This window comes from Gimesia sp. (assembly GCF_048262075.1).
In the GTDB taxonomy this organism is placed as follows: Bacteria; Planctomycetota; Planctomycetia; order Planctomycetales; family Planctomycetaceae; genus Gimesia.
The window spans coordinates 42,662-68,251 of the sequence record NZ_JBLXFK010000017.1; the positions used below are offsets into that span (position 1 = coordinate 42,662).

The 25,590-nt window shown below is 50.8% G+C and carries 14 protein-coding genes; 12 read left to right on the plus strand and 2 right to left on the minus strand.

Features of this window, described 5'->3' with window-relative positions; translation table 11 throughout:
* Positions 1–11 precede the first annotated feature (11 nt).
* The 4 genes from ACN0YH_RS24440 to ACN0YH_RS24455 all read left to right on the plus strand — a co-directional run bounded on the left by ACN0YH_RS24440 (position 12) and on the right by ACN0YH_RS24455 (position 9,542).
* Entirely contained in the window at positions 12–3,242 is a 3,231-nt protein-coding gene (locus ACN0YH_RS24440; protein ID WP_417382213.1) for a DUF1549 domain-containing protein, read from the plus strand.
* A gap of 41 nt (positions 3,243–3,283) precedes the next feature.
* Positions 3,284–4,720 carry a DUF1501 domain-containing protein gene (locus tag ACN0YH_RS24445; protein WP_417382214.1) on the plus strand — a complete coding sequence of 479 codons (1,437 nt, stop codon included), beginning with the start codon at positions 3,284–3,286 and terminating at the stop codon, positions 4,718–4,720.
* A gap of 384 nt (positions 4,721–5,104) precedes the next feature.
* Positions 5,105–8,014 (plus strand): PSD1 and planctomycete cytochrome C domain-containing protein, encoded by a 2,910-nt coding sequence (locus ACN0YH_RS24450; RefSeq protein WP_417382215.1) that lies wholly within the window; start codon positions 5,105–5,107, stop codon positions 8,012–8,014.
* A 67-nt stretch (positions 8,015–8,081) separates the two neighbouring features.
* Positions 8,082–9,542: a DUF1501 domain-containing protein gene (locus tag ACN0YH_RS24455; RefSeq protein ID WP_417382216.1), complete on the plus strand. Its 1,461-nt coding sequence runs from the start codon at positions 8,082–8,084 to the stop codon at positions 9,540–9,542.
* A gap of 82 nt (positions 9,543–9,624) precedes the next feature.
* On the opposite strand, the gene ACN0YH_RS24460 is transcribed toward ACN0YH_RS24455, so the two are convergent.
* Together ACN0YH_RS24460 and ACN0YH_RS24465 are read right to left on the minus strand one after the other, a co-directional pair.
* Positions 9,625–10,821 carry a RidA family protein gene (locus tag ACN0YH_RS24460; protein WP_417382217.1) on the minus strand — a complete coding sequence of 399 codons (1,197 nt, stop codon included), beginning with the start codon at positions 10,819–10,821 and terminating at the stop codon, positions 9,625–9,627.
* Between the two features lie 72 nt (positions 10,822–10,893).
* Entirely contained in the window at positions 10,894–12,930 is a 2,037-nt protein-coding gene (locus ACN0YH_RS24465) for a prolyl oligopeptidase family serine peptidase (RefSeq protein ID WP_417382218.1), read from the minus strand.
* Between the two features lie 244 nt (positions 12,931–13,174).
* Here ACN0YH_RS24465 and ACN0YH_RS24470 point away from each other — a divergent pair, with 244 nt between their 5' ends.
* The 8 genes from ACN0YH_RS24470 (at position 13,175) to ACN0YH_RS24505 (ending at position 25,575) form a co-directional block, all read left to right on the plus strand.
* Positions 13,175–13,882: a hypothetical protein gene (locus ACN0YH_RS24470; protein ID WP_417382219.1), complete on the plus strand. Its 708-nt coding sequence runs from the start codon at positions 13,175–13,177 to the stop codon at positions 13,880–13,882.
* A 67-nt stretch (positions 13,883–13,949) separates the two neighbouring features.
* A complete protein-coding gene (locus tag ACN0YH_RS24475) occupies positions 13,950–14,642 on the plus strand; it encodes a hypothetical protein (RefSeq protein WP_417382220.1) in 693 nt (230 codons plus the stop codon).
* 62 nt (positions 14,643–14,704) lie between these two features.
* Complete coding sequence (locus tag ACN0YH_RS24480) at positions 14,705–15,436, plus strand: hypothetical protein (protein WP_417382221.1); 732 nt, start codon at positions 14,705–14,707, stop codon at positions 15,434–15,436.
* Between the two features lie 364 nt (positions 15,437–15,800).
* A complete protein-coding gene (locus ACN0YH_RS24485) occupies positions 15,801–17,864 on the plus strand; it encodes a flagellar basal body P-ring protein FlgI (RefSeq protein ID WP_417382222.1) in 2,064 nt (687 codons plus the stop codon).
* Between the two features lie 90 nt (positions 17,865–17,954).
* Positions 17,955–21,848: a chromosome segregation protein SMC gene (gene smc / locus ACN0YH_RS24490; protein ID WP_417382223.1), complete on the plus strand. Its 3,894-nt coding sequence runs from the start codon at positions 17,955–17,957 to the stop codon at positions 21,846–21,848.
* A 56-nt stretch (positions 21,849–21,904) separates the two neighbouring features.
* Positions 21,905–22,384: a cyclic pyranopterin monophosphate synthase MoaC gene (gene moaC / locus ACN0YH_RS24495; RefSeq protein WP_417382224.1), complete on the plus strand. Its 480-nt coding sequence runs from the start codon at positions 21,905–21,907 to the stop codon at positions 22,382–22,384.
* Between the two features lie 257 nt (positions 22,385–22,641).
* A complete protein-coding gene (locus ACN0YH_RS24500) occupies positions 22,642–23,634 on the plus strand; it encodes a polyprenyl synthetase family protein (RefSeq protein ID WP_417382225.1) in 993 nt (330 codons plus the stop codon).
* Between the two features lie 198 nt (positions 23,635–23,832).
* Positions 23,833–25,575, plus strand: coding sequence for an ABC transporter permease (locus ACN0YH_RS24505; RefSeq protein ID WP_417382226.1), 1,743 nt, complete (start codon positions 23,833–23,835; stop codon positions 25,573–25,575).
* The last annotated feature ends 15 nt before the right edge of the window (positions 25,576–25,590 follow it).

The following is a 25,590-nucleotide window of genomic DNA, read 5'->3' on the forward strand; positions in this document are numbered from 1 at the left end:
AGGCATGGTTCATGAGATTCCTCAAAGTCAGTCTGTTACTTTTAATGTCCGCCAATCTGGTTGTGGCAGCAGAAAAAACAAAGCCGGTAGATGCTAACGCCAATCAACAGCAGTTGCATTTCTTTGAAAAAGAAATCCGCCCCCTGCTGATCAAGCATTGTCTGGAATGTCACGGCGAGAATAAACAGAAAGGGGAACTCCGCCTCGATTCACTCAAAGCCATGCTGACAGGTGGTGAGAGCGGCCCGTCAATCGTACCTGGCAAATCACATGAAAGCCTGCTGGTAGAAGCGATCAACTACGAATCGTATGAAATGCCGCCGGATGAAAAACTGTCCGACAAAGAAATCACCGCACTCACGCGCTGGGTCAATACAGGTGCCTACTGGCCTGAAAATGCAGACTACGTCATCAAGAAGCGGAAACTGGAAACATTCTTCACGGAAGAAGACCGGAATTTCTGGGTGTTTCAACCGGTGAAGCAGGCAAACGTTCCCGAGGTCAAGGCACAGGACTGGTCGAAAAATCCGGTCGATGCTTTTATTTTCAACCGTCTGAAAAAAGAAGGATTAAAACCCGCCGGCGAAGCCAGCCGTACCACGTTGATTCGACGTGCTTATTATGATCTGATTGGATTGCCTCCTACGGTCGAACAGATTAATGCATTTGTGAATGATCCTTCACCTGATGCCTGGCCGCGCCTGATTGAGGAACTGCTGGAAAATCCACATTACGGCGAAAAATGGGCCCGGCACTGGCTGGATGTGGTCCGTTATGCTGAATCAGACGGGTTCAACCAGGATGCGTTTCGTCCGGAAATCTGGCGCTACCGCGATTATGTCGTTCGTTCCTTCAACAGTGATAAGCCTTACTCACAGTTTGTCAAAGAGCAGCTGGCCGGGGATGAAATTGCACCCGAAGACCCTGAAGTACTCGCTGCAACCGGTTTTCTCAGGCATTACCTCTACGAATACAATCAACGTGATGCCCGTACGCAGTGGAACGATATCCTCGACAATATCACCGATGCGACCGGCGATGTCTTTATGGGGATGAGCATGGGCTGTGCCCGTTGTCACGATCATAAATTTGACCCGATTTCTCATCAGGATTATTATCGGCTGCAGGCATTTTTTGCCCCGATGATGCCTCGCGACGATGTTCCCTTTGCGACGCCGCAGGAACTTGCCGAATATAATCAACAGCTGGAAATCTGGGAGAAGAAAACGGCTGACATTCGTGCCCAGATTGATGAAGTGACCAAGAAAACACTCGAAAAAGCAGCCCACAGTCAGATCAAAATGTTCCCTGCCGACATCCAGGAAATTATGGACAAACCGGAAGACAAACGCACCGCTCACGAGCATCAGCTGGCTGACCTTGTGAACCGCCAGGTGGCGATTAAGGAACGGTCTTCACTGGCTTCACTCAAAAAAAGCGATAAGCCGAACGGAAAAAAATATCAGGAACTGCTCAAGCAGCTGGCTGCCTTTAATGATCTAAAACCAAAACCGTTACCGACCGGGATGAGTGTCACCGATTCCAGGGGGGCTACCCCAGTCACGACGATTCCCGATGATCCTAATCACACGCCGATCGTTCCCGGTTTTCTTTCACTATTGAAACCGGGGGAAGCGGAGATCATCCCCATTTCGACCGCACCGCATTCCACAGGGCGTCGTACCGCGCTGGCGAACTGGATGGTCAATCCACAAAACCGTCTGACGACGCGCGTGATTACTAACCGTGTCTGGCAGTATCATTTCGGTACCGGACTGGTAGCGACTGCCAACGACTTCGGTCATATGGGAGAGGCTCCCAGTCATCCGGAACTGCTAGACTGGCTGACAACTTATTTTGTCGAGAATGGCTGGAGCATCAAAAACCTGCACCGCCTGATTATGAATTCCTCTACGTACCGCCTGTCCGCTTTCCATCCGGCAGCGCAACAGGCCGAATTGAAAGACCCGACGAACCGGCTGCACTGGCGAGCCAATATTCGCCGCCTGGATGCAGAAGACATTCGTGATTCCGCCCTGTTTCTGTCTGGCGAGTTGGACACAAAACTGGGGGGACCTTCCGTCAGTGCAAATCAGCCACGTCGCAGCATCTACACGATTATGAAACGTAACGTGCAGGATCCTGTATTAGGCGCCTTCGATCTGCCCGGCGGTATTAAAAGTGTTGCCCAGCGTGATGTCACCACTACCGCTAATCAGGCCTTGCTGATGATTAACGGCGACTGGTTCCTGAAACGTGCCAATGCAATGGCCCGTAATGTCAAATCGGAACCGTTCCATTCCGAAGAAGAACTGATCAGTCATCTGCATCAGATGGCATTCGGGAAAAAACCAGAACCAGCTGAGTTGCAGCTGTTTTCGGAATTTCTCAATACTCAGGAAAAACGAATCGCAGCAGAAGCCGACAGTCACAAGCAGACCTTCATAGGTCAAATCACCCAGAAAACGGGCGACGCCATCAAGCTGGGGAAAGGCTCGAAACTTGCCAGTCTGAGTGCGGGCCCAGCCAAAGCTCTGCCCGCTGCAGATCTGACGATTGAAGCCGTCGTGCAGCTGGATTCCATTTATGAGAATGCGACCGTCAATACGATCGCTGCCCACTGGACCGGAAACTCAAAACAGAAGGGCTGGTCGTTTGGTGTGACCAGTCAGAAATCCGCCTACAAACCGCGGAACCTGATTCTGCAACTGGTCGGCAATAATAATGACGGAAAACTGACCTACGAAGTGGTCGCTTCCAATCTACATCTGGAACTGCATAAACCTTATTATGTTGCGGCTGCCATCAACATTGCTGATACCAGTGAGAAGGGGATCACTTTTTATGTGAAAGAACTTTTCTCAGACAAACCACTGCAGACAGTCTCTGTTAAACATTCCGTCGTCGGAGATTACCGTCCCGACTATAACTTTGTACTGGGCGGGCGTGAGAAAACATCGGGCAGCAGATGGAACGGCCTCCTGGACAATGTCCGCCTTTCCAAAGCAGCTTTAACTCAGCCGCAACTTCTCATCAATCAACCCGGTGAGCAGCCTGATACTACCGTTGGCTTTTGGCAGTTCAATGACCAGAACAGCCTGTTGAAAAACCAGATCGCAAGTGCACTGAAAATTCTGCCTCCTTCTGAAACTTCACTGGGAGCCAGTAATGCACGCCAGCAGGCTTTGGCTGATCTATGTCATGTCCTGTTAAATTCCAACGAATTCCTCTACCTGGATTAATCCGTCGAGACTTACGACAGCAAGAGTAGAAAGACAATCCGATGAGCAATCAAACTCAACAGAATATCAATCGACGTGAGCTTCTTTTTCAGGCCGGCGCAGGGTTCGGCGGGATCGCGTTGAACGCATTAATGGCGCAACAGGCCCAGAGTGCATCCATTCCGGACCGCAAGACGCTGTCTCCCCTGACTTCAAAACAGACCCATTTTCCAGCAACAGCGAAAAGTGTGATCTTCCTGTTCATGGAAGGGGGACCCAGCCATATCGACATGTTTGATCCCAAGCCGGAACTGCAGAAACTGGCTGGCAAACCGTTACCGGAAAGTTTCAAAAAGCCGATTACCGCGATGGGGGAGGTCAATTCACCCCTGCTGCCATCCAAACGAAAATGGAAGCAGCATGGCGAAGCGGGTACCTGGGTCTCAGACTGGTTGCCGCACACTGCAACCTGCGTCGATGACATTGCGGTCCTGCGTGGCTGCTGGACCAATGGCATCAATCACGCCGGCGGTGTCTGCCAGATGAATACCTGTATTCCCCTGGCTGGTCGGCCTTCACTGGGAAGTTGGGTGACGTACGGCCTGGGAACAGAAAACGAAAGCCTGCCTGCCTTCGTAGTCATCCAGGATAACAACGGGACCGTCGTGAACGGCCCCCGGAACTGGGGAACCGCTTTCATTCCCGCCGTTTATCAGGGCACCCGACTCAATACGGGGAAAACGCCGATCTCCAACCTCTATCGTCCCGAAGATATTTTCCCGACGCAGGAAGCCGGCAAACTGGATCTGCTGGCGAAACTGAATCAGCGCCACGCTGCTTCCCGCAAACAGCAGTCCGAACTGGATGCCCGGATTGAATCTTACGAACTCGCGTTTCGTATGCAGGCCGCTGCTCCGGAAGCCGTTGACCTGTCTCAGGAAACCAAAGAGACTCAGGAACTGTACGGCATGGATCAGAAAGAGACCAAGGTCTACGGCACTAACTGCCTGCTGGCACGTCGCATGGTGGAGCGGGGCGTGCGCTTCGTTCAGCTTTACAACGGAGCTGGCAGCAAGTGGGATTCCCATTCCGGTATTGAAAAACGTCACGCCAGTCTCTGTAAAGGGATGGATAAATGTGTCGCCGGTCTGTTGAAGGATCTCAAGCAGCGTGGTCTGCTCGATTCGACACTGGTCGTCTGGGGCGGCGAGTTTGGTCGGACCCCGATGAGTGAAAAAGGGGATGGTCGCGATCATAATCCGACCGGCTTCACCATGTGGATGGCCGGGGGTGGTGTCAAAGGAGGCCAAACAATTGGTGGAACGGACGAACTCGGACTTTACGCGGTTGAGGATCGCATGCATGTCCGTGATATTCATACCAGCATTTATCATCTGCTCGGGCTCAGTAATCTGAAACTCGAATATCGCCACAAAGGCAGCCCTGAACGCCCGACCCTCAACGAAGGGGAATTCATGAAAAAACTGGTTACCGGATAGTCTGTGTCCAGTTTTACTGAAGCGTCTTCAGGGCTGTTTGGTCCGAGTCGATTCGATTGAAAGATGCTATCATTAAAGTCGATGCGATCTTTTCTGAGAGGTAACTCCCTATTTCATAGTGGTTTAGTGGGTTTACTGCGTCTTCAGAGTGTCGAGGCGACTCGGGACCCCTCTATTGGGAACAATCCTGAGAATCCAACACTTTTTTATTAATCAAACTCCAGTGAAAATCCTCTCTTGCACTTCGGTCTAAAACCGATACCATAATATATAAGCAACTTTTAGATATTATTCATCTTAAAGCCTGCGATGAGCCCTCCATACATACTATTCACCAAACATGAATAGCCCTCACTGAAACCATTACCAAGAGAGTCTTCTTCTATGATCGGGCGACTTTTCCTGGCGTATCTGTTTGCCGCTTCTGTCTGTTTGAACTCAGCATCAGCCGCTGAGCCTGCGGATAATGCTCCGAAGCTATCGTTCGAAAACGATGTGCGTAAAATCCTCAAAATTCATTGCCTGCATTGTCATGGTGAGAATGGCGAGATGGAAGGCAGCCTGGACCTGCGTTTGAAACGCTTCATGGTCAAAGGAGGCGACAGCGGCCCATCCATCGTACCCGGTAAAAGCGATCAGAGTGAATTGATCGCCCGTATCGAAGCTAAAGAAATGCCCCCCGAAGGCAAACAGATGTCCGCTGAGGAACTGGCAATTCTTAAACAGTGGGTCAACCAGGGAGCCCACAACATCAGACCAGAACCGGAAACCATCGGAGCCGACTACGTGGCCCCCGATGACCTGGCATTCTGGTCTTTTCAACCGGTGAAGAATTATCCGGTCCCTGAAGTCAAGCAACCCGCGCTGGTCAAACAGCCCGTCGATGCTTTTCTGCTCGCCAGGCTGGAAGCAAAAGATCTGACGTTTACTTCGCAGGCGGATAAAACGATCCTGGCCCGTCGTGCCTTCTATGATCTGATTGGCCTGCCTCCCACGCCGGAAGAACTCAAACTGTTTCTGGATGACAAAAGTCCGGATGCCTATGAAAAACTGATCGATCGCCTGCTGGCCTCCCCACATTACGGCGAACGCTGGGGGCGACACTGGCTGGACGTTGCCGGTTACGCCGACTCCGAAGGCTACAACAACAAAGACCAGGAGCGTCCCTGGGCATACCGCTACCGGGATTATGTCATCCGTGCGTTCAATAATGACAAACCCTACGATCAGTTTCTGAAAGAACAGCTCGCCGGTGATGAGATGGTGAAGCCTCCTTATCATAAACTGAACGCGGACGAGATGGAAAAGCTGGTTGCTACCGGATTCCTCCGCATGGCCCCTGATGGAACCGGCAGCAATCCTGCTGAAAAAGAAGTCGCCAAAAATCAGGTGGTTATCGACACCGTTGATATCGTTTCCTCTTCGATCCTGGGAATGACCGTCGCCTGTGCCCAATGCCACGATCACAAATACGATCCGATTCCCCAGAATGATTACTATCGGTTCCGGGCTATTTTCGAGCCGGCCCTCGACTGGAAAAGCTGGCGAACACCCGCTGCGCGGCGGATATCAATCATGTCGGACGCGGATCGCAAAGTAGCCAATGAACTGGAAGTCGAAGCAAAAAAAGTTCTCGCAGAACGTACCGAGCTGGTCAACAAGTTCATCGACCGGACTCTGGAACGCGAGTTGATGGATGTGCCGGAAGACAAGCGGGACGCCATGCGAACTGCCTACAAAACTCCCGGCAAGAAACGTACGAAAGAGCAGGCAGCGATGCTCAAAGAGTACCCTCGCATCAACCGTCTCTCTGCCGGTTCGCTGTATCTTTATGATCGCACATTGGTGGAGCAGTCGAGCAAAGCAGCTCAGAAAGCCAAGGAACTGGCCAAAACGCTGGTAGAGAAAATTGAAAAAGAAACGCTGGAAAAAATACCCGCTGATAAGAAAGCATTAGCGCTGGCTGCGAAAAAAGCAGAAGTCAAAAACCAGACCGAAGAGCAGAAAAAACTGCTGGCAGAATTCCCGGCACTGCTGGTTTCTGTTTCGAATCTGGAAAAATTCGATCCTAAAGGTGCCGCTGAAATTCAGCATCTCAAAGAGGAATCCAAGCGGCTGAGAGAACTCAGAACAACAAGTATTTTGAAAGAGTACAGTGACAAAGCAACTGCGATTCGGACTAAAAAACCGAAAGAAGAATTCATCCGCGTGCTGACAGAAGTTCCGGGAAAAGTCCCGAAAACCTACTTCTTCAACCGTGGAGATTTCGAACAACCCAAGCATGAACTACAACCCGCCGGCCTGACAGTGATTAAATCCAACCTGGAAAAGCCGGTTGAGATTCCCCCTGTCAATAAAGAACTTCCCACGACCGGACGTCGGCTGGCGTATGCCAACTACATCACCAATGGTCAGCATCCACTTACGGCACGCGTGTTTGTCAACCGACTCTGGTTGCATCACTTTGGCAAAGGAATTGTGGCCTCTCCTACCGATTTCGGTAAACTGGGGATTCCCCCGACTCATCTGGAGTTACTGGACTGGCTGGCGAATGATTTTGTGAACAACGGCTGGAAAATCAAACGCATGCATAAAATGCTGATGACTTCTACAGCCTATATGCAAAGCTCACAACGTTCTGATGAATACGATGTTGCCGATCCGGACAATCTGCTGTACGGGCACATGCCCATCCGCCGCCTGGAAGCTGAAACCATTCGGGACTCCATTATCGCGGTCACGGGAAAACTCAAAACCGACCTGTACGGCGAGCCCGTTCCGGTGAAGGAAGACGAAGTCGGACAGATCGTGGTGGGACTTGCCAATGTGGATTCGGCTGGTCGACAGAAAAAAAATCTCAAGATGGATGATCGCAAATTCCGTCGCAGTATTTACGTCACTGTCAGCCGCAGTAAACCGCTGGCCGTGCTCGATATGTTTGATGCACCCAAGATGGAACCGAACTGTGAGAAACGTTCTTCCTCCACGGTCGCACCCCAGTCACTGTTGATGATGAACAGCGCCTTCATGGTGGAAAATGCCGAACTCTTCGCAGAACGACTGCAGAAAGAAAAGGCCGGCAATAAAGCAGAACAGGTCAAGCTGGCCTGGATTCTGACCTTCGGAAAAGAACCATCGATGGAAGAAATTAAGCAGTCTGTTGAATTTATTGACTCACAACTGCCTCAATTTAAAGATAAAGCAGGGAATGCCGGTAAGTCCCCTGAGCAACTGGCACTGGCGACATTCTGCCAGGCATTACTCAGCAGTAATGGCTTCCTGTATGTAGACTAACCTGGCTATACGGAAGCAGTATTCTAAAAACAGATTTTGACTCCGGTTAGAATAACGGTATCGAATTATGAAAAAGCAATCAATTTCAGCTCCCCATTCCAGGCGACACTTTCTGGCATCCGGTTCCATGGGCATCGGATCGGTGGCCCTCTCCTGGTTGTTGAATCAGGAACAGTCCCAGGCCAAGCCTGCCATCGTGCGACCCGAACTGGAAAAGAAACAGTTTGACCTGACATTAAAGCCCACACATCATCCACCCCGCGCCAAAGCCATGATCTCCATGTTCATGCAGGGGGGCCCCAGTCATCTGGATATGTTTGATCCCAAGCCGATGCTCCAGAAGTACGACGGCAAAAAATTTCCCGGCGACATCAAGTACGATAACGCTGCCCAGGCCAGCTCAAAAGTATTAGGCAGTCCCTGGAAATTCAGTAAACACGGTGAGTGCGGAATGGAGTTATCTGAACTCGTTCCCGGTTTATCTGAAGTCGTCGACGATATTGTTTTGATGCGGTCGATGCACACCAGTGTGAACAATCATGGTCAGTCAATCTATGCGATGCACAGCGGGCGAATCCTGCCCGGAAGACCTACACTGGGTAGCTGGTTGACCTACGGTCTGGGAGCCGAGTCGGAAAATCTGCCTGCTTATATCGCGATGGTCGACCCAGGCGGCGCGCCTGTATTGGGTGTCGATAACTGGACCAACGGCTGGTTACCTTCACTCTATCAGGGAACCGTGATTCGTCCCAAGGAACCACGCATCCTGAATCTGAATGCCCCACCTCACCTGAGCGGCAAAGCCCAGGAAAAGTACCTCGACTTCCTCGGGAATCTGAATCAGCGGCACTTGAGTCAACATCCAGGCGAAGACGATCTGTCAGCGCGGATTGCCAGTTACGAGCTGGCAGCCAAGATGCAAACCGCAGCGGCGGAAGCACTGGATCTGAGCAAGGAAACCAAAGCGACACAGGCTCTGTACGGGATTGACGTCCCTGCATCAGCCGAGTTCGGCAAACGCTGTCTGATTTCCCGCCGCCTGATTGAACGGGGCGTACGCTTTGTTCAAATCATGACTGGCAATCAGACCTGGGACCATCATACCAGTATGCGAACGTCACTACCCAGCGCCTGTAAACGCGTTGATATGCCTGCGGCCGGCCTGGTCAAAGATCTCAAACAGCGTGGGCTGCTGGATGAAACCCTGGTTCACTGGGGGGGAGAAATGGGACGTCTGCCTGTCATTCAGAACGACGCGGGTATCGCCAAGCAGGGCCGCGATCATAACACTTACGGCTTCAGCATGTGGCTCGCCGGTGGTGGACTGAAGGGGGGGATGACCTACGGCGAAACCGATGATTTCGGTCATCATGCCATCAAGGATAAAGTCAGCCACAGTGACTATCACGCGACACTGATGCATCTGTTTGGCCTGGACGCGGAACGACTGGCCTTTACCCGCAACGGGGCTCCCCAGACACTGATCGATGGTCAGGAAAATCGTGTGGTGAAAGAAATCATTGCCTGAAGCCCGCTCGAATTGAAGTCAATAAAAAAACGCCCTGTTTCTGCAGGGCGTTTTTTTATTTGGAGTTGTCAGAAGCGAACGTTTATTTCGCTGGTATCGCAATCATATCCAGCACCAGAATCCGATTGGGCACGCCCACGCTTTTGACGGTCGCTTTGGAGGCAGCCGGCGGGCGCTGAGGATTATAATATTCCGTGCGGATCTTCCCGAAGTCACCACTGATGCCATCTTCCGAGACATAGTAGGTGGCTTTTGCCAGATGCTGCATGTCGCTGCCCGCTTCTCCCACAATGGTCTTCAACTGATTGAAGACGCTGTGAATCCGTGTCGGGTAGTCGCCGGGTTCTTTTGATGTGATGCCTGAAACATAAATCCGATCACTGACTTCAGCAATCGCCACCCGGCTGTAAACGGGCGATGCCTTCATACCGGTCGGAGTTTTATAGGTGACTGTTTCCGCAGGACGGGATGCAGCAGCTTCTTCAGGCATCGCGACGATCATTTCAATTTCGATGGGCAGCGACGAAAACCATTCGACCAGTGAGACAGGCGGCCTGCGTTCTTCGGGAAAGATGCCGTCAATCATTTCGGTGACTTCATTGGCCTGGCTCATGGGAGTCATGAACGCTTTGATGTGCACGATGTTTTTCGGTTTCGCGCCCAGGTATTCCAAGGTCTCAAACAGCTCTTTCATCGTCAGGATGGCGGCTTCGGAAACCGTATCTGCCTTGACGGCCTGGCCGGAAATGTAAGCCGTACGGCCCGCGGGTAACAAAGCGACTCGGAATCCGGAAGGGGCATCATTAAAGACTTTGGTTTCCGTCAGTTTACTGGACGAGTCAGTCGCAGCGACCGCATCCAGCGCCACGAGCGCTTTCGGATCAGGAAGTTTCGTCACCACATAGGTGCACGCCGGTTGGGCGATCAGTTCCAGTTCCTTTGTCAGTCGCTGCTGGACCTCCGCGACCAGATCTTCACGGGCGACATAGATATTCAGCTTCACCAGTTTATTCAGCGAGCAGTCTACTTTTTTCAATAGATAACTCAGGTTCTTCAGTACGAGTGCCGTCTGATCTTCGGCACTACTTGAAGTAATCATTCCCCCCTTGATATTCAAAGGCAGAATTTGAGATGTGTGCGCTAAGACATCGTCTTTCACGACGACGCACAGGGAAGCACCCGTTTTAGAGGAAGGCTTGTAATAAGAGACTTCTGCCTGGATCAAACCCGTCAGCCCCAGAATAAAAACGGCGGTCAGTATTTTCGTCAGGTGTTTCATAATCTAGTTAACAATTCTTAAAGGATCGGTTTATCATGATTCCGGGTTGTCATGCCCGAAACAGGGAACGCTTTATTTTAAACGCCAGAACTCGTCAAAGAAATTCGCATCAACGACTTTTCCCGGATACTGACTGCCTGCGGGAGTCCGCAGATCGATAATCGCCCAGTCCGGCAGCATGGGTACCTGCCGGGCATTATTCAGATAGGCATATTCACGATAGGTGAAGCCGCTGTTGAGCACCACATATTTTTCAGGATTTAACGGATTCGGGAAAATCAGTACCGGTGCATGGTGATCGGCCGGGTATTGTTTGTCCCCCACGATGATTGCATCTTTGGTCCATTGAATGGGCAGCTTGGCAGCGATCTTCTTGATAAGCTGATTACTCTGGGGATCGCCCCACAGGACAAGGTTGCTGGATGCGATTTCTTTCTCGGTGATTTCTGTGTCTTTCATCACGCGAGCATCGCCACGAAACTGTTGACGCCAGTGGACGATGGCATGTTCCAGTTCGGACTGAACCCATTTATCGACAGTGGGAGACGCACACGTTCCGGAAGGGGAGACAAAGAGGAACGAATCCATAAAGGCATCGTCAATCGGACCCTGCAGATTATGTTTCTTCACCATTTGTCCAGGTTCGTAAGTCGCAGGACCTGTCTGCCAGCTGTCTCCCGATTTATGAAATGAGACTTCCCAGGAACGATCAGACATCGGGCGAGGCGCTTCCAGCTTCATCCCGTCCACCTGCACGGTCACTGGTTGTGTCATATCCAGTGGCGATTCACCGGCTGCCATTTTCAGAGAGAAAGCGGTCACGTTTTTGGTTTTCACATCGACCCGGTTTTGACTCAATAACTGAGCGTCGATCTGGGCCTGCGTCCATTCTTCCTGCATCGCATCCAGCGTGACCCACGCCATCTGATTGTATTTCAGCGTAAACGCGACCAGATGAATGGTTGTCGGAACGCGTTGTCGGCCTACACGTGCCAGCGAATCCATTTTCTCTTCGATGATGATTTTGGAATCCGGGTGAATCTTATGCGCGGTGTCTGGTCCGATGATGTGGACCATGTCGATCCCCACTTTTTCCATCGCCAGTTCCATCACATCGGCGGCCTGCTTCTGGCGATCGATTTCCCCACTGTAGGCGACTGTCGGACACTGAAACAGGTTAAGGGCATAGCCGGGACAGTCATACATCTGCCATAATTTCTTTTCATACCAGGTTGGCTTCAGCTTTTCATCCTGGAAGACCTTGAGAAACAGCGGCGTTTCCGAAAAGCCGGCTCCCGGATTGGCAGCGAACCAGCGGTCGGCGTAATGCACGGCAAACTGCCAGCAGGCAGCGCCACCCATGGAAAACCCACGGACAGAAACGCGGTCCTCGTCGATGCGGTAGTTCTGCTTTGTTGATTCCAGCGCTTCGAGCACATCAATTTCACCGGCGAACTTGAATGCATTGGAATAACGGCCATACGGATGCAGCACGATTGTATTCGCGGGCGTGTATTGTCCACGGGACCGCTGCTGCTGGTTAATGAAATTGACTTCGCTCAAACGTTCTCCCCGGCCATGAAACCAGAGATCGCAGCGATAATCACTCTTGCCAGAAAATGTATAGTTGTCCGGGATGACCAGTCCGTAGGGCTGTACGGTCTGATCGATCTTTGAAGTATAGCCTCGCACGACTAACCCTGTCTGACGGGTCCAGGGGGCTTCTCCTTTTGACAGCTGGTCGGCCCGTTCCTGTCCCTGCTTCAGCAGATTCAGGCCACTCCCGATTTCCCGCTCGTGAAAGAACTCCTGGTATTCGAGAGCACACCGTACTGCACGATGATAGATCTCGACATCAGGAATCAATGATCGGATTCGCGCGTCCTTACTTTTTTTAAGTTGATCCAGTGACGCTTTGAGCTTCGCCAGACCCTGTTCCAGCTGCTGCTTTTGAGCTGCCGGAACTTTGACTCCCAGACCGGGGATACGCCGCACCTGGTCGGGGAGATTATCTTTGGGGCCATCAGCGTATGCCGTTGATGTGATGCAGAGTACAGCACACAACGCCGGAAATGTAATTTTAACAATGCATTTTTGTAGAAAAAACATGAGCAGACTCTCACAGGAACAAGGAATGATGTAACTTCTTAAACAGTGGTGACTAAGCTTGATCTTTATATCATGTCGGATAGCGTGGCATTTGAAAACTGTGACGCTCAACATAATCCCCGATCGTTCAAAGAGACCAGATCCGTCGCAATTGGCATGGACGGTCGAAAATCTGTCTGTTAGAACACCGGATAAGCCTGCCCCCGGGCCCTGAAACTTTTCATACAGACAATGGAGACAATCCATGTGTAACCATAGCTTCTCTGCGTCTTTGAGTATTCTCTTCCTGTTTGTTGTTAGCGTCTCCGGACAGGCAGAAGTTACCAGCTCGAAATCTGACCCACCTCACGAAGTGCATACGCTCCAGATCCAAGGTATGGAGCTCAAGGGAGAGGAAATCGACTACAAGATTCAGCAAGATGGTCAGCATCAAATCAGCTTGCGCGGTCAAGCGGAAATGCGAATTGGTGTGCTCGCAGTTGAAGCAGATTTCATACAGGCAGCCTATACAGAGACGAAGGATCTGATTCTCGACCTGAAAGGGCAGGTCAGTATTGTCAGTCCGCTTTCCCAACTGCGTGCCAGGTCAGCGGAAGCAATGTTTGATCTCGGTGCCAAATCGATTTCACTCAAAGGCACTGAAAAGGAACCAGCGCAGTTGAATCGCTACATCGGTTCAATAGTGACTCAGTTAGATGCGTTGGAGATTCAGATTCAACTGTCTGAAACGGAGAACATTCGGATCAGATCACAGGGGCCGATCGAAATCTCAGAGCGGAAACAAACGCCCGCTGATGATTTTCCAGTACTTCCAGCGATCAGTCAGGATCAATTTCCCGAGACACTGTTTTCCCCTTCTGAACTCCCAGGGTCGCAACTCCCCCGTGTGCGCGGCGATTCGAATTCTGCTCCGGTGCAGCAGTATCTAGGCGGCTACCCGTTTACGAGATAACTGGCTCGCACATTCCATTCTACCAGGGTCTGAAATAACGCACGATATCATCCAAAGGGAGTTTGACATGTTAATCCGATTGTTAGCTGTTGTGATTTGTTTGACAGAAATTCACTCGATTTGTCGAGCTGAGACTGCTGTCCCGGTCCGCAGAGATAAACCGAAAAACTACGCGGCTCTTTCAGCTGAAAATAAAACGATCGAGTTTGGTCCTTTTATATTGAAGGCAGAAGAACTGGATGTCAGGGTTACGAGGGATGATCGAAATTTCTTCAGACTCAAAGGGGATGCCCGAGTTCTCTGTGGGAAAACGCGTCTTATGGCTGAGACGATTGAACTTGTCTACAAAGATGAACACGACCTGAGGATTGATTTAAAGGGAAATGTTAAGATTGAAAACGAGCGAGATCAACTGCGAATGTTGGCACAACACGCGGGCCTGGAGTATGGCGGTCGATTTTTAAGACTCAGCAGCGGAGATCGCGGCTATGTCTCATTAATTCGAACTCAGAACCAGCAGACAACAGAAATCAAAGCTTCGCATATTCTTATGAAATACAAAGATCTGCATACGATGCTGGTTCACCCCATCGAAAACGTTAACATGATTGAGCGGCAGGCAACACCGGAAGACATCGTCACTGTTGAAAAATCTGAGCCGAGCCAATTCGATTTCTTCGATCAAATCGCCATCAGTCAGATTAAACTGTTTTCGTATGACTGGTCTGTTCGAGCAGAGAAACCTTACCTGCAAAATTAGCCTGTGTTGGAATGCTGTCAGATTCACCGAATACGAATCTTATTTCCTAATGGAGAAACTAAATGACCAACCCGCATTTTTCGATCGGCCTGTTCCTTATATTTGCAGGCAGCTTTCTGAATCCGGGATTCTCTGAAGAAATCGCGGAATCGAAGGCTGAGAATAAATCAGCTACTTCCGCCAAAGTTCAGACGCTGCCCCTGGGGCAGATGGTCTTAAGTGGTGAAGAGATCGACGTGAAAATCCATGGGGACGGGAGCCATGTAATTCGTTTGCAGGGAAGAGCCGGAATTATCATTGACGAAATCAAAGTCACAGCAGATCTAATAGACGCTACCTGCGCCACCGATTCTGATCTGAAACTCGACATGAGAGGAAATGTCAAAATTATCAGCAGTGCCGATCGCATTAATGGGACCGCCGCTGAGGCCCATTTCGATTTTGGGAAGAAGGCAATGAATCTGAAGGGAAGTGAAAAGCAGAGCGTGAAACTGATTCGTGGCAATGGTTCCCAGAATACACAGATTGAAGCCACGGAAATTCAGGTTCAATTTAAAGATCAGAGTGGCATGGAACTGAAAACACTGGGGGCGGCTACCTTTACGGAAACAAAAGCGGCTCAGTCAAACCCGTTCTCGTTTCCCGATTCTCGAAAGAAGAACCAGTTACCGTCGTTTTCTACGGATGATCAGTTTGGACCAGCGCGTTTCGAACCTCCAAAATCGAACAATAAGCCGGCTGGCGGCGTGTTTCAGGATAACACGACACCGTTTTCTGGTTCGTTCGCTCCCTGAGTCATAAATCCGGTTAATCAAATTAGATACCGTTCGTCCCGATGAGTCCATTTTCCCCCCAGAGCCTGTCAGCAGTCCGGCTGCCGACAGGCTCAAAATCGCTATTGACCCCATTTGCTGTTTGCAATAAGCTCCCGATCTCCACAAATCTCTCTCAAATCAAATCTCAATTTCTCTTCAGGTTTTCTGCTGTGTCGATTCCGGCACTGTTTGATCACTCAAGACAAGATTCAGTCAAACAAACTGAACTCAGTCAGGTTCTGTATATGCCTGTCTGCTTGAGAATCAACGTCTGTCCGGAAGCGGTTTCAGTGGCAAAACAACCATTCTGAAAAGACTATTTTCTCACAAACGGGGTCGTACTGTGAAGAACACTGTCAATTTATTAATCGTCGTGCTCATCGTCGCAGCCGGTTTTACGGGCTGTCAGAAACTCAATCTGAATCCGCAGAGCTGGTTGAAGTCGGCCAGTATGCGTTCACAAAGTCCGGATGAAGACGATGACAGGTCTGAAATTGAGAAGTTTGAAACGAAGGTCGAAACACCATTCATTGGTGAATACACACAAATTACCGGTAAGAACCTGATCGCGCTGCAAGGCGTCGGTCTGGTGACCGGCCTGAACGGGACAGGGGGCAACCCGCCTCCTTCGGTGCACCGCGAAGCGTTATTGCGCGAGATGCGTCGCCGAAATGTCAAAAATCCGAACCAGATTCTGCGCAGTCCCTCAACCGCGCTGGTGATTGTTAAAGCTTATCTGCCACCACTGATCCGCAAAGGGGAGACGTTCGATGTGGAAGTTTACCTGCCTGGAAACAGTGAAGCGACCAGCCTTGAAGGGGGCTGGCTGATGGAATCGTATCTGGCCGAGCAGGCGATGATCCAGGGACGGGGGCTGCTGAAAGGTCATATCCTGGCGAAAGCCCAGGGACCGATTCTGATTCCCCCCATGGCGGAAGAAGATCGGAAAAAAGGAACCTCGGGACTCCTGCGTCGTGGTCGTATTCTGGCGGGGGGTGTTTCGGTCGCGGAAGATCGTGACCTGGCTTTATACCTGCGAAATGATTTCAAAAGTATTCGAAATGCACAGCGTATCGCCAATCGTATCGGCACCCGGTTTCATCACTTCGACCGATATGGGATCGAAGAACCACTGGCCGAAGCCAAGACAGATAAAAAAGTGGTACTCAAGCTGAAGCCACGCTATAAACATAACGATTCACGCTACCTGCAGGTGGTCCGTTATATCGCTTTCCGGGAAACCGATGTGGCGCAACGGGTGCGCATGCAGAAACTCACAGAAGATATTATGATTCCGGAAAAAGCAGAACGGGCCTCCATTGAGCTGGAAGCGATCGGGAAAAAATCGATTCCGATTCTGAAATCGGCATTGAAGAATCCACTGCTCGAAGTTCGCTTCCATGCGGCGGTCGCGCTGGCTTACCTGGATGATGGTTCCGGGATCAAGGATCTGGCGGAAGCCGCCCGCGAAGAACCGGCGTTCCGAGTGTATGCTCTGGCTGCCATGTCGGCCCTCGATGAACCAGAGGCGCATCTGCATTTGCGGGAGCTGATGTGCATGACCAGTGCCGAAACTCGCTACGGCGCCTTCCGCGCACTGTGGACGCTGGATAAAAATGATCCCTTTATTCGTGGCGAAGATATGAACGGCCAGTTTCTGCTACACGTGCTGCAGACAGAACTGGAGACTGTGACGACCCATGATCCCAATGCCAAGCCAGGGAGCCCGAAAAATGGTGGCCCGATGATTCATATCACTCACCGTAAACACCCGGAAGTGGTGCTGTTTGGTTCGGAACAGGAATTCCGAGTGCCGCTTACCGTTCGTGCCGGGAAAGTATTGGTCACCGGAGCGCCCGGAGTCGAACAGCTGACAGTCAGTAAATACGAAGTAGGTGAACCCGATCAGCGTAAACTGGTCCCCAAAAATATTGCGGTCGTCATTCGTACCGCGGTGGAAATGGGAGCCAGCTACCCCGACATTGCACAAATGATTTTGCAGGCACACCAGCAGGGGAACGTGGAAGGTCAGGTGGAAATCGATGCCTTACCGGAAGGGGGCCGCATGTATTATCGCCCGGTTCACGACGATTCTCTACTCGCTCTGAAGTCGGGTGATATGAAATCATCCAAATCGAAGCGGAAGAAAGGATCGCGGGTCGGCAATCAGAATATGGTCCCCAACATCTTCACAACAGGTGCTCCCAGTACAAGTTCTTCCAGAAGATCGATAAACAGGGATGCAGAATCTGACGAAGAATCAGCGGATGAAACCGTGGATCAGTCAGACAGTAAAGGAAAAGCGACGCTGGTTGATTCACGTAAACCCAAATCGACGGAAGATGATGATGACAAGTTCGTGAAACAGAGTGCCTTCCAGAGCTGGTTCCGCTATTTCTACAAATAAAAACAATCGGTAAATATGATTGATACTGAATGGTGTAACTCCACTGCAAGTCAGGCTTCTGTTGTTTGTTTTCCCGTGTAAGGTTTTGTGATGCTGAAATCATTGGAACTGTTCGGCTTTAAGAGTTTTGCCGACCGGACCATCTTTGAATTTTCGGATGGCATCACTTGCGTTGTCGGGCCCAACGGAAGTGGCAAGAGTAACGTCGTGGATGGGATCAAGTGGGTTCTGGGTGACCAGAGCCCCAAAAGCCTCCGCGGCAAAGATATGACAGACGTGATCTTTAATGGTTCCGCGGGCCGCAAGGCCAATGCGTATGCCGAAGCGACGTTGACCTTCAATAACCGGCAGGGCTTTCTGGATATTGATGCAGATGAAGTTCAGATCGGCCGTCGACTCTGGAAAAATGGTGATTCGGAATACCTGCTCAATCGTAATCCGGTCCGTTTGAAAGATATTCGTGACCTGTTTATGGGTACCGGTGCTGCGACGTCGGCTTACAGTATTATCGAGCAGGGCCGCGTCGATCAGATCCTGCAGGCCAACGCTGCCACCCGGCGCGTTGTATTTGAAGAAGCCTCGGGCATCAGCCGCTATAAATCCAGGAAAATCGATGCGGAACGAAAACTCGAACGTGTCGGCCAGAACATTCAGCGGTTAACCGATATCGTGGATGAAGTCGAAGCGCAGTTGAATTCCACGCGCAGCCAGGCTTCCAAGGCAGCCAAGTACCGTGAAGTGTCTACCGAGTTGCGCAAACTGTGGATGGGGATGGCAGCCGACGACTGGCGGCATCTGACTTCGCAACAGTCGACTCTGAAGGACAAAATAAATCAGTACCAGCAGCGCATTGAAGAGTTGAATACAGACTACCAGACTTACGAAGAGAAGCTGGGGGCCATTGATGCTGAAGTCTCTGAGTTTGACGACCAGTTACGAGCCGTCGAGAAAAAATTGTCTTCACACCGCGAAGGGATTGCCGGTAATCAGACCGCGATAGAACATCAGCTTGAACGGAAGCTTGAATTCGAAACGGAAATTATCCGGTTACGAAAACAACGCATTCTGATGGCCAGACGCACTTCAGAAATACAAAGAGACCTGGAAGCCGTCACACAGGAAAAACTTAATTCTGAATCCGGTTTTCAGGAACAGCGTCAGAAGCTGGAAGAGACGCGCGCCAGAATTACTGCGGTCACAGCAGAACTGGATGCAGCCAGCGAGCAGATTCAACTGAAGCAGCAGCAGGTGCATGAACTGAACAAGACATCGCTGACGCTTGATAACCGCGTGTTTTCGATGCAGACACAGCTGGAAACCTATAGCAATTCCATCGATAAAGCCGAGGAAAAACGCGAACAACTTGAGGCAAAAGTTGACGATGCGCAATCTGTTGTTGAAGCTTGTGAATCGCGTTTTCGTTCCGCAGGCCAGCGGGTTGCTGAATTTGCGCAAAGCCTGTCAGAAGTAGATGAAAAGCAGCAGACACTCCTCAGTGAGCAGGACCAGAAAACACAACAGCTGTCCGAACTGCGGGAAAGACGCAGTGCCTACCAGGCCCGGAAAAGTGTGCTGGAAGATCTCGAACGGCGGCAGGAAGGGATCAGTATCGGGGTCAAGGAGATCCTGAACCGGGCGCAGACGTCGCAGTATTCACCATGGAATACGATCATCGGCAGTGTGGCAGATCTACTGGATGTGGATCTGGAACAGGCTGCGCTGCTGGAGGTGGCGTTAGGCATTCGCTCTCAATTACTGGTGATCAGTGAATTTGAACCTCTCTATGAATTTCTCAAAGAAGGCAAATACTCCATCTCCGGCCGGGTTGGATTTATTACCCGTCCGAGTTCACCGGCAGAACTGCCTGCGGCAATCCAGGGGTTCACTCTGGAAGGTCAGGCTGCTGACCCGGCGGACTTTTCTACTGATCAACCATCGGAATTCCTGGATCTGTCTTCGGAACGTGGTGTTGTTTATCGTGCAGATCAGTTGGTGAAACCCACTCCGGAAAATCAGTTGCTGGCGCAAATGCTGTTGGCGGATACGTGGATTGTTGATTCGCTGGAGACAGCCATCAATCTGTCGAAGGGCGCGGGCAAAAAATGTCGCTTTGTCACCCTGCAGGGAGAACTGGTTGAAGAAAACCAGTCGATCTTCGTGGGTGCCATCGGCGGTGAATCTGCGATCTTCACCCGTCGCAGCGAATTGCGAAAACTCAAGAATGATCTGATTCGTATCGACCGGACATTGAATGACAATGAAACCGCGCTGGAAAAGCTGGACGCGCTGCTGTCCACCGTAGATGAAGAACGGAGTGCCTGTCAAAGTCAGATGCAGGAGGCTTCCGAGGCACTTTCACATGAAAAAGCTGCAAAAGTCGCTGCCGAACAGAAGCTGGAACAGTGGAAGGAAGAATGGACGACCGTCAAAAATGATCTGCTCGATCTGGAACGTCATTCTCAAAAACTGCATGCTGAGATGGAAACTGTTTTAACAGAAAAGCAGGAAACAGAAGCGAGACTGCAGTCATTGAATACGCTGATTCAGGAGGACGAGTCAGTCCTGCTGAATAAACAGTGTGAAGTCCAGGAACTCAAAGAACAGCAGAATGCCCGTAAACTGGAGCTGGCGACACACGAAGAACGCCTGGCAGGACTGAATCAGCGCTGCGACCGACTTCAGCAGGATTTTGAACAGCGACAACAGCAGCAGGAAGAATCCAATCGACGTTATGAACTGTCGCTGGAAAAAAATTCGCAGATTAAACTGCACATCCTCAACACACGCGCGGTGCTGGATGAACAGTATTTAATTCAGGAACATCTGCTCGCATCTACATCCAGCCTGACAACCATTCGCGATCAGAAGCGGCAGCTCAAGAAACAATTCAGCTCAGAAGAGGCGGCGCTCCGCAAAGAACGTCGTGAATTAAGCGAACAAAAACACGAAGAAGAATTCAAAACCCGGGATATCGATCATCAGATCAGTACCCTGGCGGAACGAATCGAAGAGGAATACCAGCTCACTCTGGAAGAAATCGTTTCTTCAGGCGAATCTGTTCTCAAGCAGCATCTGGAAGAACAGGCACAATACGAGGAAGAAGAGACGGCTACTGCAGAAGAAGCAGAAGAGACTGCTGAGCTGGCAGAATCAACCGATCCGGTTACAGATGGATTCGAAAATGAGGACGAGCCGGAACTCGTGGAAATCGAACTGGTCGAAGAGGAGGATGCGCCGACCGAACCCGGGTTTAATGTAGCGCTTTACCTGGAAATTCGTCCCGAGATTGAAGCGCAGGTCAATCGTTTGAGACGGAAGATCAAGATGATGGGCAGCATTAACTCAGACAGTCTGAACGATCTGGATGAACTGGAATGCCGCTTCGAGTATATGAAATCACAACTGGATGACTTAAACGAAGCCAAGTCGTCGCTGGAAGAAATTATCCGCCGGATTAACGTGGAGAGTCGGCGTCTGTTTCACGATACGTTTGAAGTCATTCGAGGACATTTCCAGGAAATCTTTCGTAAGCTGTTTGGCGGGGGAGAAGCGGACATTATTCTGGAAGACCCGGATGATGTGCTGGAATGTGGTATCGAAATCGTCGCCCGTCCCCCTGGAAAAGAACTCCGCGGTCTGACCTTATTAAGTGGTGGAGAAAAAACATTAACTGCCGTCGCGTTACTGATGTCCATTTTCCGCAGCCGTCCCAGTCCGTTCTGTATTCTGGACGAAGTGGATGCAGCTCTGGATGAAGCCAATGTGGAACGCTATGCCGGCCTGATTGATGATTTCAAAGACACGACCCAGTTCATTATGATCACACATAATAAACGATCGATGACTGTTGGAAACGTTTTATATGGCGTTACAATGGAACAGTCAGGAGTCTCCAAACGGATGTCTGTCCGCTTTGATGACATCAGTGAAGACGGGAACTTCAAACAGTCGGCGACTGCCGATGATGCCTCCGAGGCTGCCTGATCGTTGCGGGGCTGTCTCACTGCTCCACTGTTAGCCAGGATTCCAGAGAGGTTCTCATGTCTGAATTAACCCATTTTGATGAAGATGGCGCCAGCCGCATGGTAGACGTGGGGGACAAAGCGGTGACTTCGCGCATTGCCGTCGCTGAATCCCTGGTGACCATGCAGCCTCACACACAAAAACTGATTCTGGATCGCCAGATTTCCAAAGGTGATGTCCTGGAAATCGCCCGTATTGCAGGGATCATGGCGACGAAAAAAACTGCCGACCTGATTCCGTTATGTCATCCATTGAGTATTACCAGTGTCCGCCTGGATTTTGATGTCCCCAATGAAACGACAATCCGCATTCTGGCAACGGTAAAAGTTGATGGCAAAACCGGGGTGGAAATGGAAGCACTGACTGCCGTCAGCCTCGCTGCCCTGACGATTTACGATATGTGTAAAGCCGCTGATCGTGGCATGACCCTCGGCCCGACCCGGCTTGTGGAAAAATCAGGCGGAAAAAGCGGCCATTTTATCAGGGAAACCTATTGAGCCTGCCCGTTTCTTCTGTGGAATCACACGATATTTCTCGCTGGTGAACCGGATTAGCTTCCCCAGCAGACAGGAAAGTCTGATTTCAACCCCGGAAATCCAACACCGGCCCCTGTTTGCATTCCTATCTGCAGGGAGAATGCTTACAATGGCTGCGAATAGTGAGCTGGGTAACGGGTCATTTGTTCCGTATCTGTGATATAACCGACCGCCAGACGAAAACTGGATAAACGATTCGATATTGTGGTGAGGCTGTAATGGGGGACCATCTTACGACACACGACCTGCTGGCACGTGTCGAAGAGTTAATTGGCGGTGAGCTGGAACAGGCAGAACGAGTCTTCTTGAGCGAAGTCAGCTCGAAGCATCCTTATGTTCATGATGTCCTGCAACATATTACCCGATTTCAAGGCAAACGACTGCGTCCGATTCTGTTACTGCTGTCCGCAGCAGCATCCGGGGGAATTAACGAAAGTCATTATGTCCTGGCCTCTGTCGTGGAGATGATCCATCTGGCCACGCTCGTGCATGATGATGTATTGGATGATGCCCTTATCCGCCGCCACGTCGCGACGGTCAACTCCCGCTGGAATAATGAAACCAGTGTGCTGGTAGGCGACTTCCTGTTCACGCATGCATTTCATCTGACAGCCAGCCTCGGTGATGCCCGTGCCTGTCGACTGATTGGACGGGCAACGAACCTGGTCTGTGAAGGTGAACTGGCTCAGATTTACGAACGGGGAAATCACGAGCTGTCCGAAGAACAGTACCTGCAGATCATCAACGGAAAAACCGCAGAGTTGTGCGCCATCAGCACTCAGCTGGGAGCCTTGTATGCCAGTGCCGACGAAAGCATTGTCGAGGCCATGGATGAGTATGGTCGTGCCCTCGGGGTCGCATTCCAGATTACAGACGATCTGCTGGACCTGCTGGGCGATGAAGAGCAGATGGGGAAATCACTGGGATCGGATCTGCAGAAAGAAAAATTGACACTGCCGCTGATTCGACTGCTCGATCAATGCAGCCCGGAAGATCGTGCAACAATCCAGGAAATTCTGTCACAACCAGATCCAAACACCAAACAGCGACTTGCAGAATATATTAAAAACAGCGATGCGATTGATTACGCCAGTAACCGGGCACGCGAATTCGCGAAGCAGGCCCGAGACTCGCTCCAGAATTGTCCTGCTTCTCCGGCTCGGCAGATACTGGAGGAGCTGACAGAATTTGCCATTCAGAGAACGATTTAGAGCATACGACAATGAACCAACGCATCTCTGAAACTAAAACACTCGGTCCAAATGCCCCTGGAGACGCGACAGGAAAACTGGACACAGTCTAAAATGATTAGTGAAGCAACAGATTATCAGGTTGCACGCTTCGGTCGTGGGGAGAAGGACGCCTCTGATTGACTGCTGTCACCTGTCGGATAAAGAGGTGAGAGAGCATTGTTTAACAATCCAATTTTTGTTCGGGAAGCGTTGACTTCCCCCCGTCAGTTGAAGCATTACCTGATACGTTCCGGTTATGTTGCCGCTGTGTTTATTCTGATCTTCACTGCCGGTCAGACAATCCTGGGGACACAGCAGATCCAGACAACAACGATCGGCGAATTTGCCCGGCTGGGAAATCTGATCTTTCAGATGATCGCATTTCTGCAGTTATTGCTGGTCCTGTTTTTCACACTCCTGTTCTCTGCCAGCAGTATTGCTCAGGAAAAAGACCGTGGAACGTTGATTCTGCTGTTGATGACCGAACTGAAAGACCGTGAACTTGTCAGTGGGAAAACTCAGTCCAGCCTGTTAATCGTCTACGTGCTGCTGGCATCATCAATTCCCGTCTGTGTATTTCTACGCCTGTTGGGGGGGATTGAACTCTCGCAGATTTTCTGGATGGAACTGTTATGTCTGATTACGGTTTTTGCAACGGGCAGCTGGGCCGCCTTAGTGGCTTTCTGGCGGGAGAAAACATTTCAGACACTGGCGATCAGTGTGCTGGGAATGGTTGTCTTTCTGGGGGTTGTGGAAGTCATTGTGAATCTGATTCCCGTGGGTTCCGGCCTGCGTCCCTGGATTGCCGGTCTGAATCCGTTTCGTTCACTGTATGAAATTCTGAACCCGCTTACGTTATATAATGGTCTGGATCCGATTACCGTCAGTGCCTGGCCTTCCCTGATCAGTCTGTTTGTATTGGGGATCGCTTTGAAGGCATTTACCGTGCTCAGGCTGCGGGTCTGGAATCCTTCCCGTTCGGTTTATAAATCCACCGCCAAAGCGGAAAAAGAGACGGTCATCGTCAAGGAAAAATCCCGTGTGATCTGGTCTAATCCTGTGATCTGGCGCGAGATCATGACCAAGGCCTACGGGCGAAAAGTGTTCGTAATCAAGCTCGCGTATTTTCTGCTGGCTGGATTTACGCTCTGGTCCGCGGTTAATTCAGAGGCCGTCGCGCAAGGCGTTTTGTACCTGGGAGTGATTCCACCACAGGGACTGGCATTCGCCGGGATTGCCTGGTTGAGTCTGGTACTGGCCAATACGCAGGCGGTGACCTCCCTCACAACCGAAAAAGACAGCAAAACACTCGAGCTGTTGCTGGTGACGGATATCACTGCCAAAGAATTTGTACTGGGAAAACTGGGCGGGATCTTCTATAACAGTAAAGAACTGATCCTGGTCCCCGTCCTGGTTTTGTTCTACCTGGTCAGCCAGGGGGCATTTTCCACAGAAGGTTTTCTGTGTGCCCTGATTGGATTTCTGGCATTGATGGTGTTTGCCATCGTGCTGGGGCTGCATATGGGACTTACGTATGACAACAGTCGTTCTGCCATCGGTGCCAGCCTGGGAACCATGTTCTTCCTGTTCGTCGGGATTGGTATTTTCATGATTCTACTCGTGCAGGCCCGCTCTTCGTTTGCCCTGCAGCTCCAGAGCTTCCTGGTCTTTATTGTCGTGGGTAGTGCAGCCCTGCATTCCGCGATTACACACCGGAATCCGTCGCGGGCACTGGCTATCTCGGCCTGGATGCTCCCGTTTTTGACGTTTTATGCTATTACTTCGTTTTTGCTGGGGGGAACTCTGGGAGTGCTTGTTACCATTCTGTTTGCCTACGGGCTTCCCGTTCTTTCCATGTATATTCCGGCAGTATCTGAATTTGATGTTGCCTTGGGAAAAACCACTTATGATAAAGGGTAGAGTGGCTGTTCCTGA

Coding starts and splice junctions, on each gene's coding strand:
- ACN0YH_RS24465 (WP_417382218.1), bottom strand. CDS start 12,930: ATGTTTTTTCTACAAAAATGCATTGTTAAAATTACATTTCCGGCGTTG.
- ACN0YH_RS24480 (WP_417382221.1), top strand. CDS start 14,705: ATGACCAACCCGCATTTTTCGATCGGCCTGTTCCTTATATTTGCAGGC.
- moaC (WP_417382224.1), top strand. CDS start 21,905: ATGTCTGAATTAACCCATTTTGATGAAGATGGCGCCAGCCGCATGGTA.
- ACN0YH_RS24440 (WP_417382213.1), top strand. CDS start 12: ATGAGATTCCTCAAAGTCAGTCTGTTACTTTTAATGTCCGCCAATCTG.
- ACN0YH_RS24470 (WP_417382219.1), top strand. CDS start 13,175: ATGTGTAACCATAGCTTCTCTGCGTCTTTGAGTATTCTCTTCCTGTTT.
- ACN0YH_RS24500 (WP_417382225.1), top strand. CDS start 22,642: ATGGGGGACCATCTTACGACACACGACCTGCTGGCACGTGTCGAAGAG.
- ACN0YH_RS24475 (WP_417382220.1), top strand. CDS start 13,950: ATGTTAATCCGATTGTTAGCTGTTGTGATTTGTTTGACAGAAATTCAC.
- smc (WP_417382223.1), top strand. CDS start 17,955: ATGCTGAAATCATTGGAACTGTTCGGCTTTAAGAGTTTTGCCGACCGG.
- ACN0YH_RS24455 (WP_417382216.1), top strand. CDS start 8,082: ATGAAAAAGCAATCAATTTCAGCTCCCCATTCCAGGCGACACTTTCTG.
- ACN0YH_RS24450 (WP_417382215.1), top strand. CDS start 5,105: ATGATCGGGCGACTTTTCCTGGCGTATCTGTTTGCCGCTTCTGTCTGT.
- ACN0YH_RS24445 (WP_417382214.1), top strand. CDS start 3,284: ATGAGCAATCAAACTCAACAGAATATCAATCGACGTGAGCTTCTTTTT.
- ACN0YH_RS24460 (WP_417382217.1), bottom strand. CDS start 10,821: ATGAAACACCTGACGAAAATACTGACCGCCGTTTTTATTCTGGGGCTG.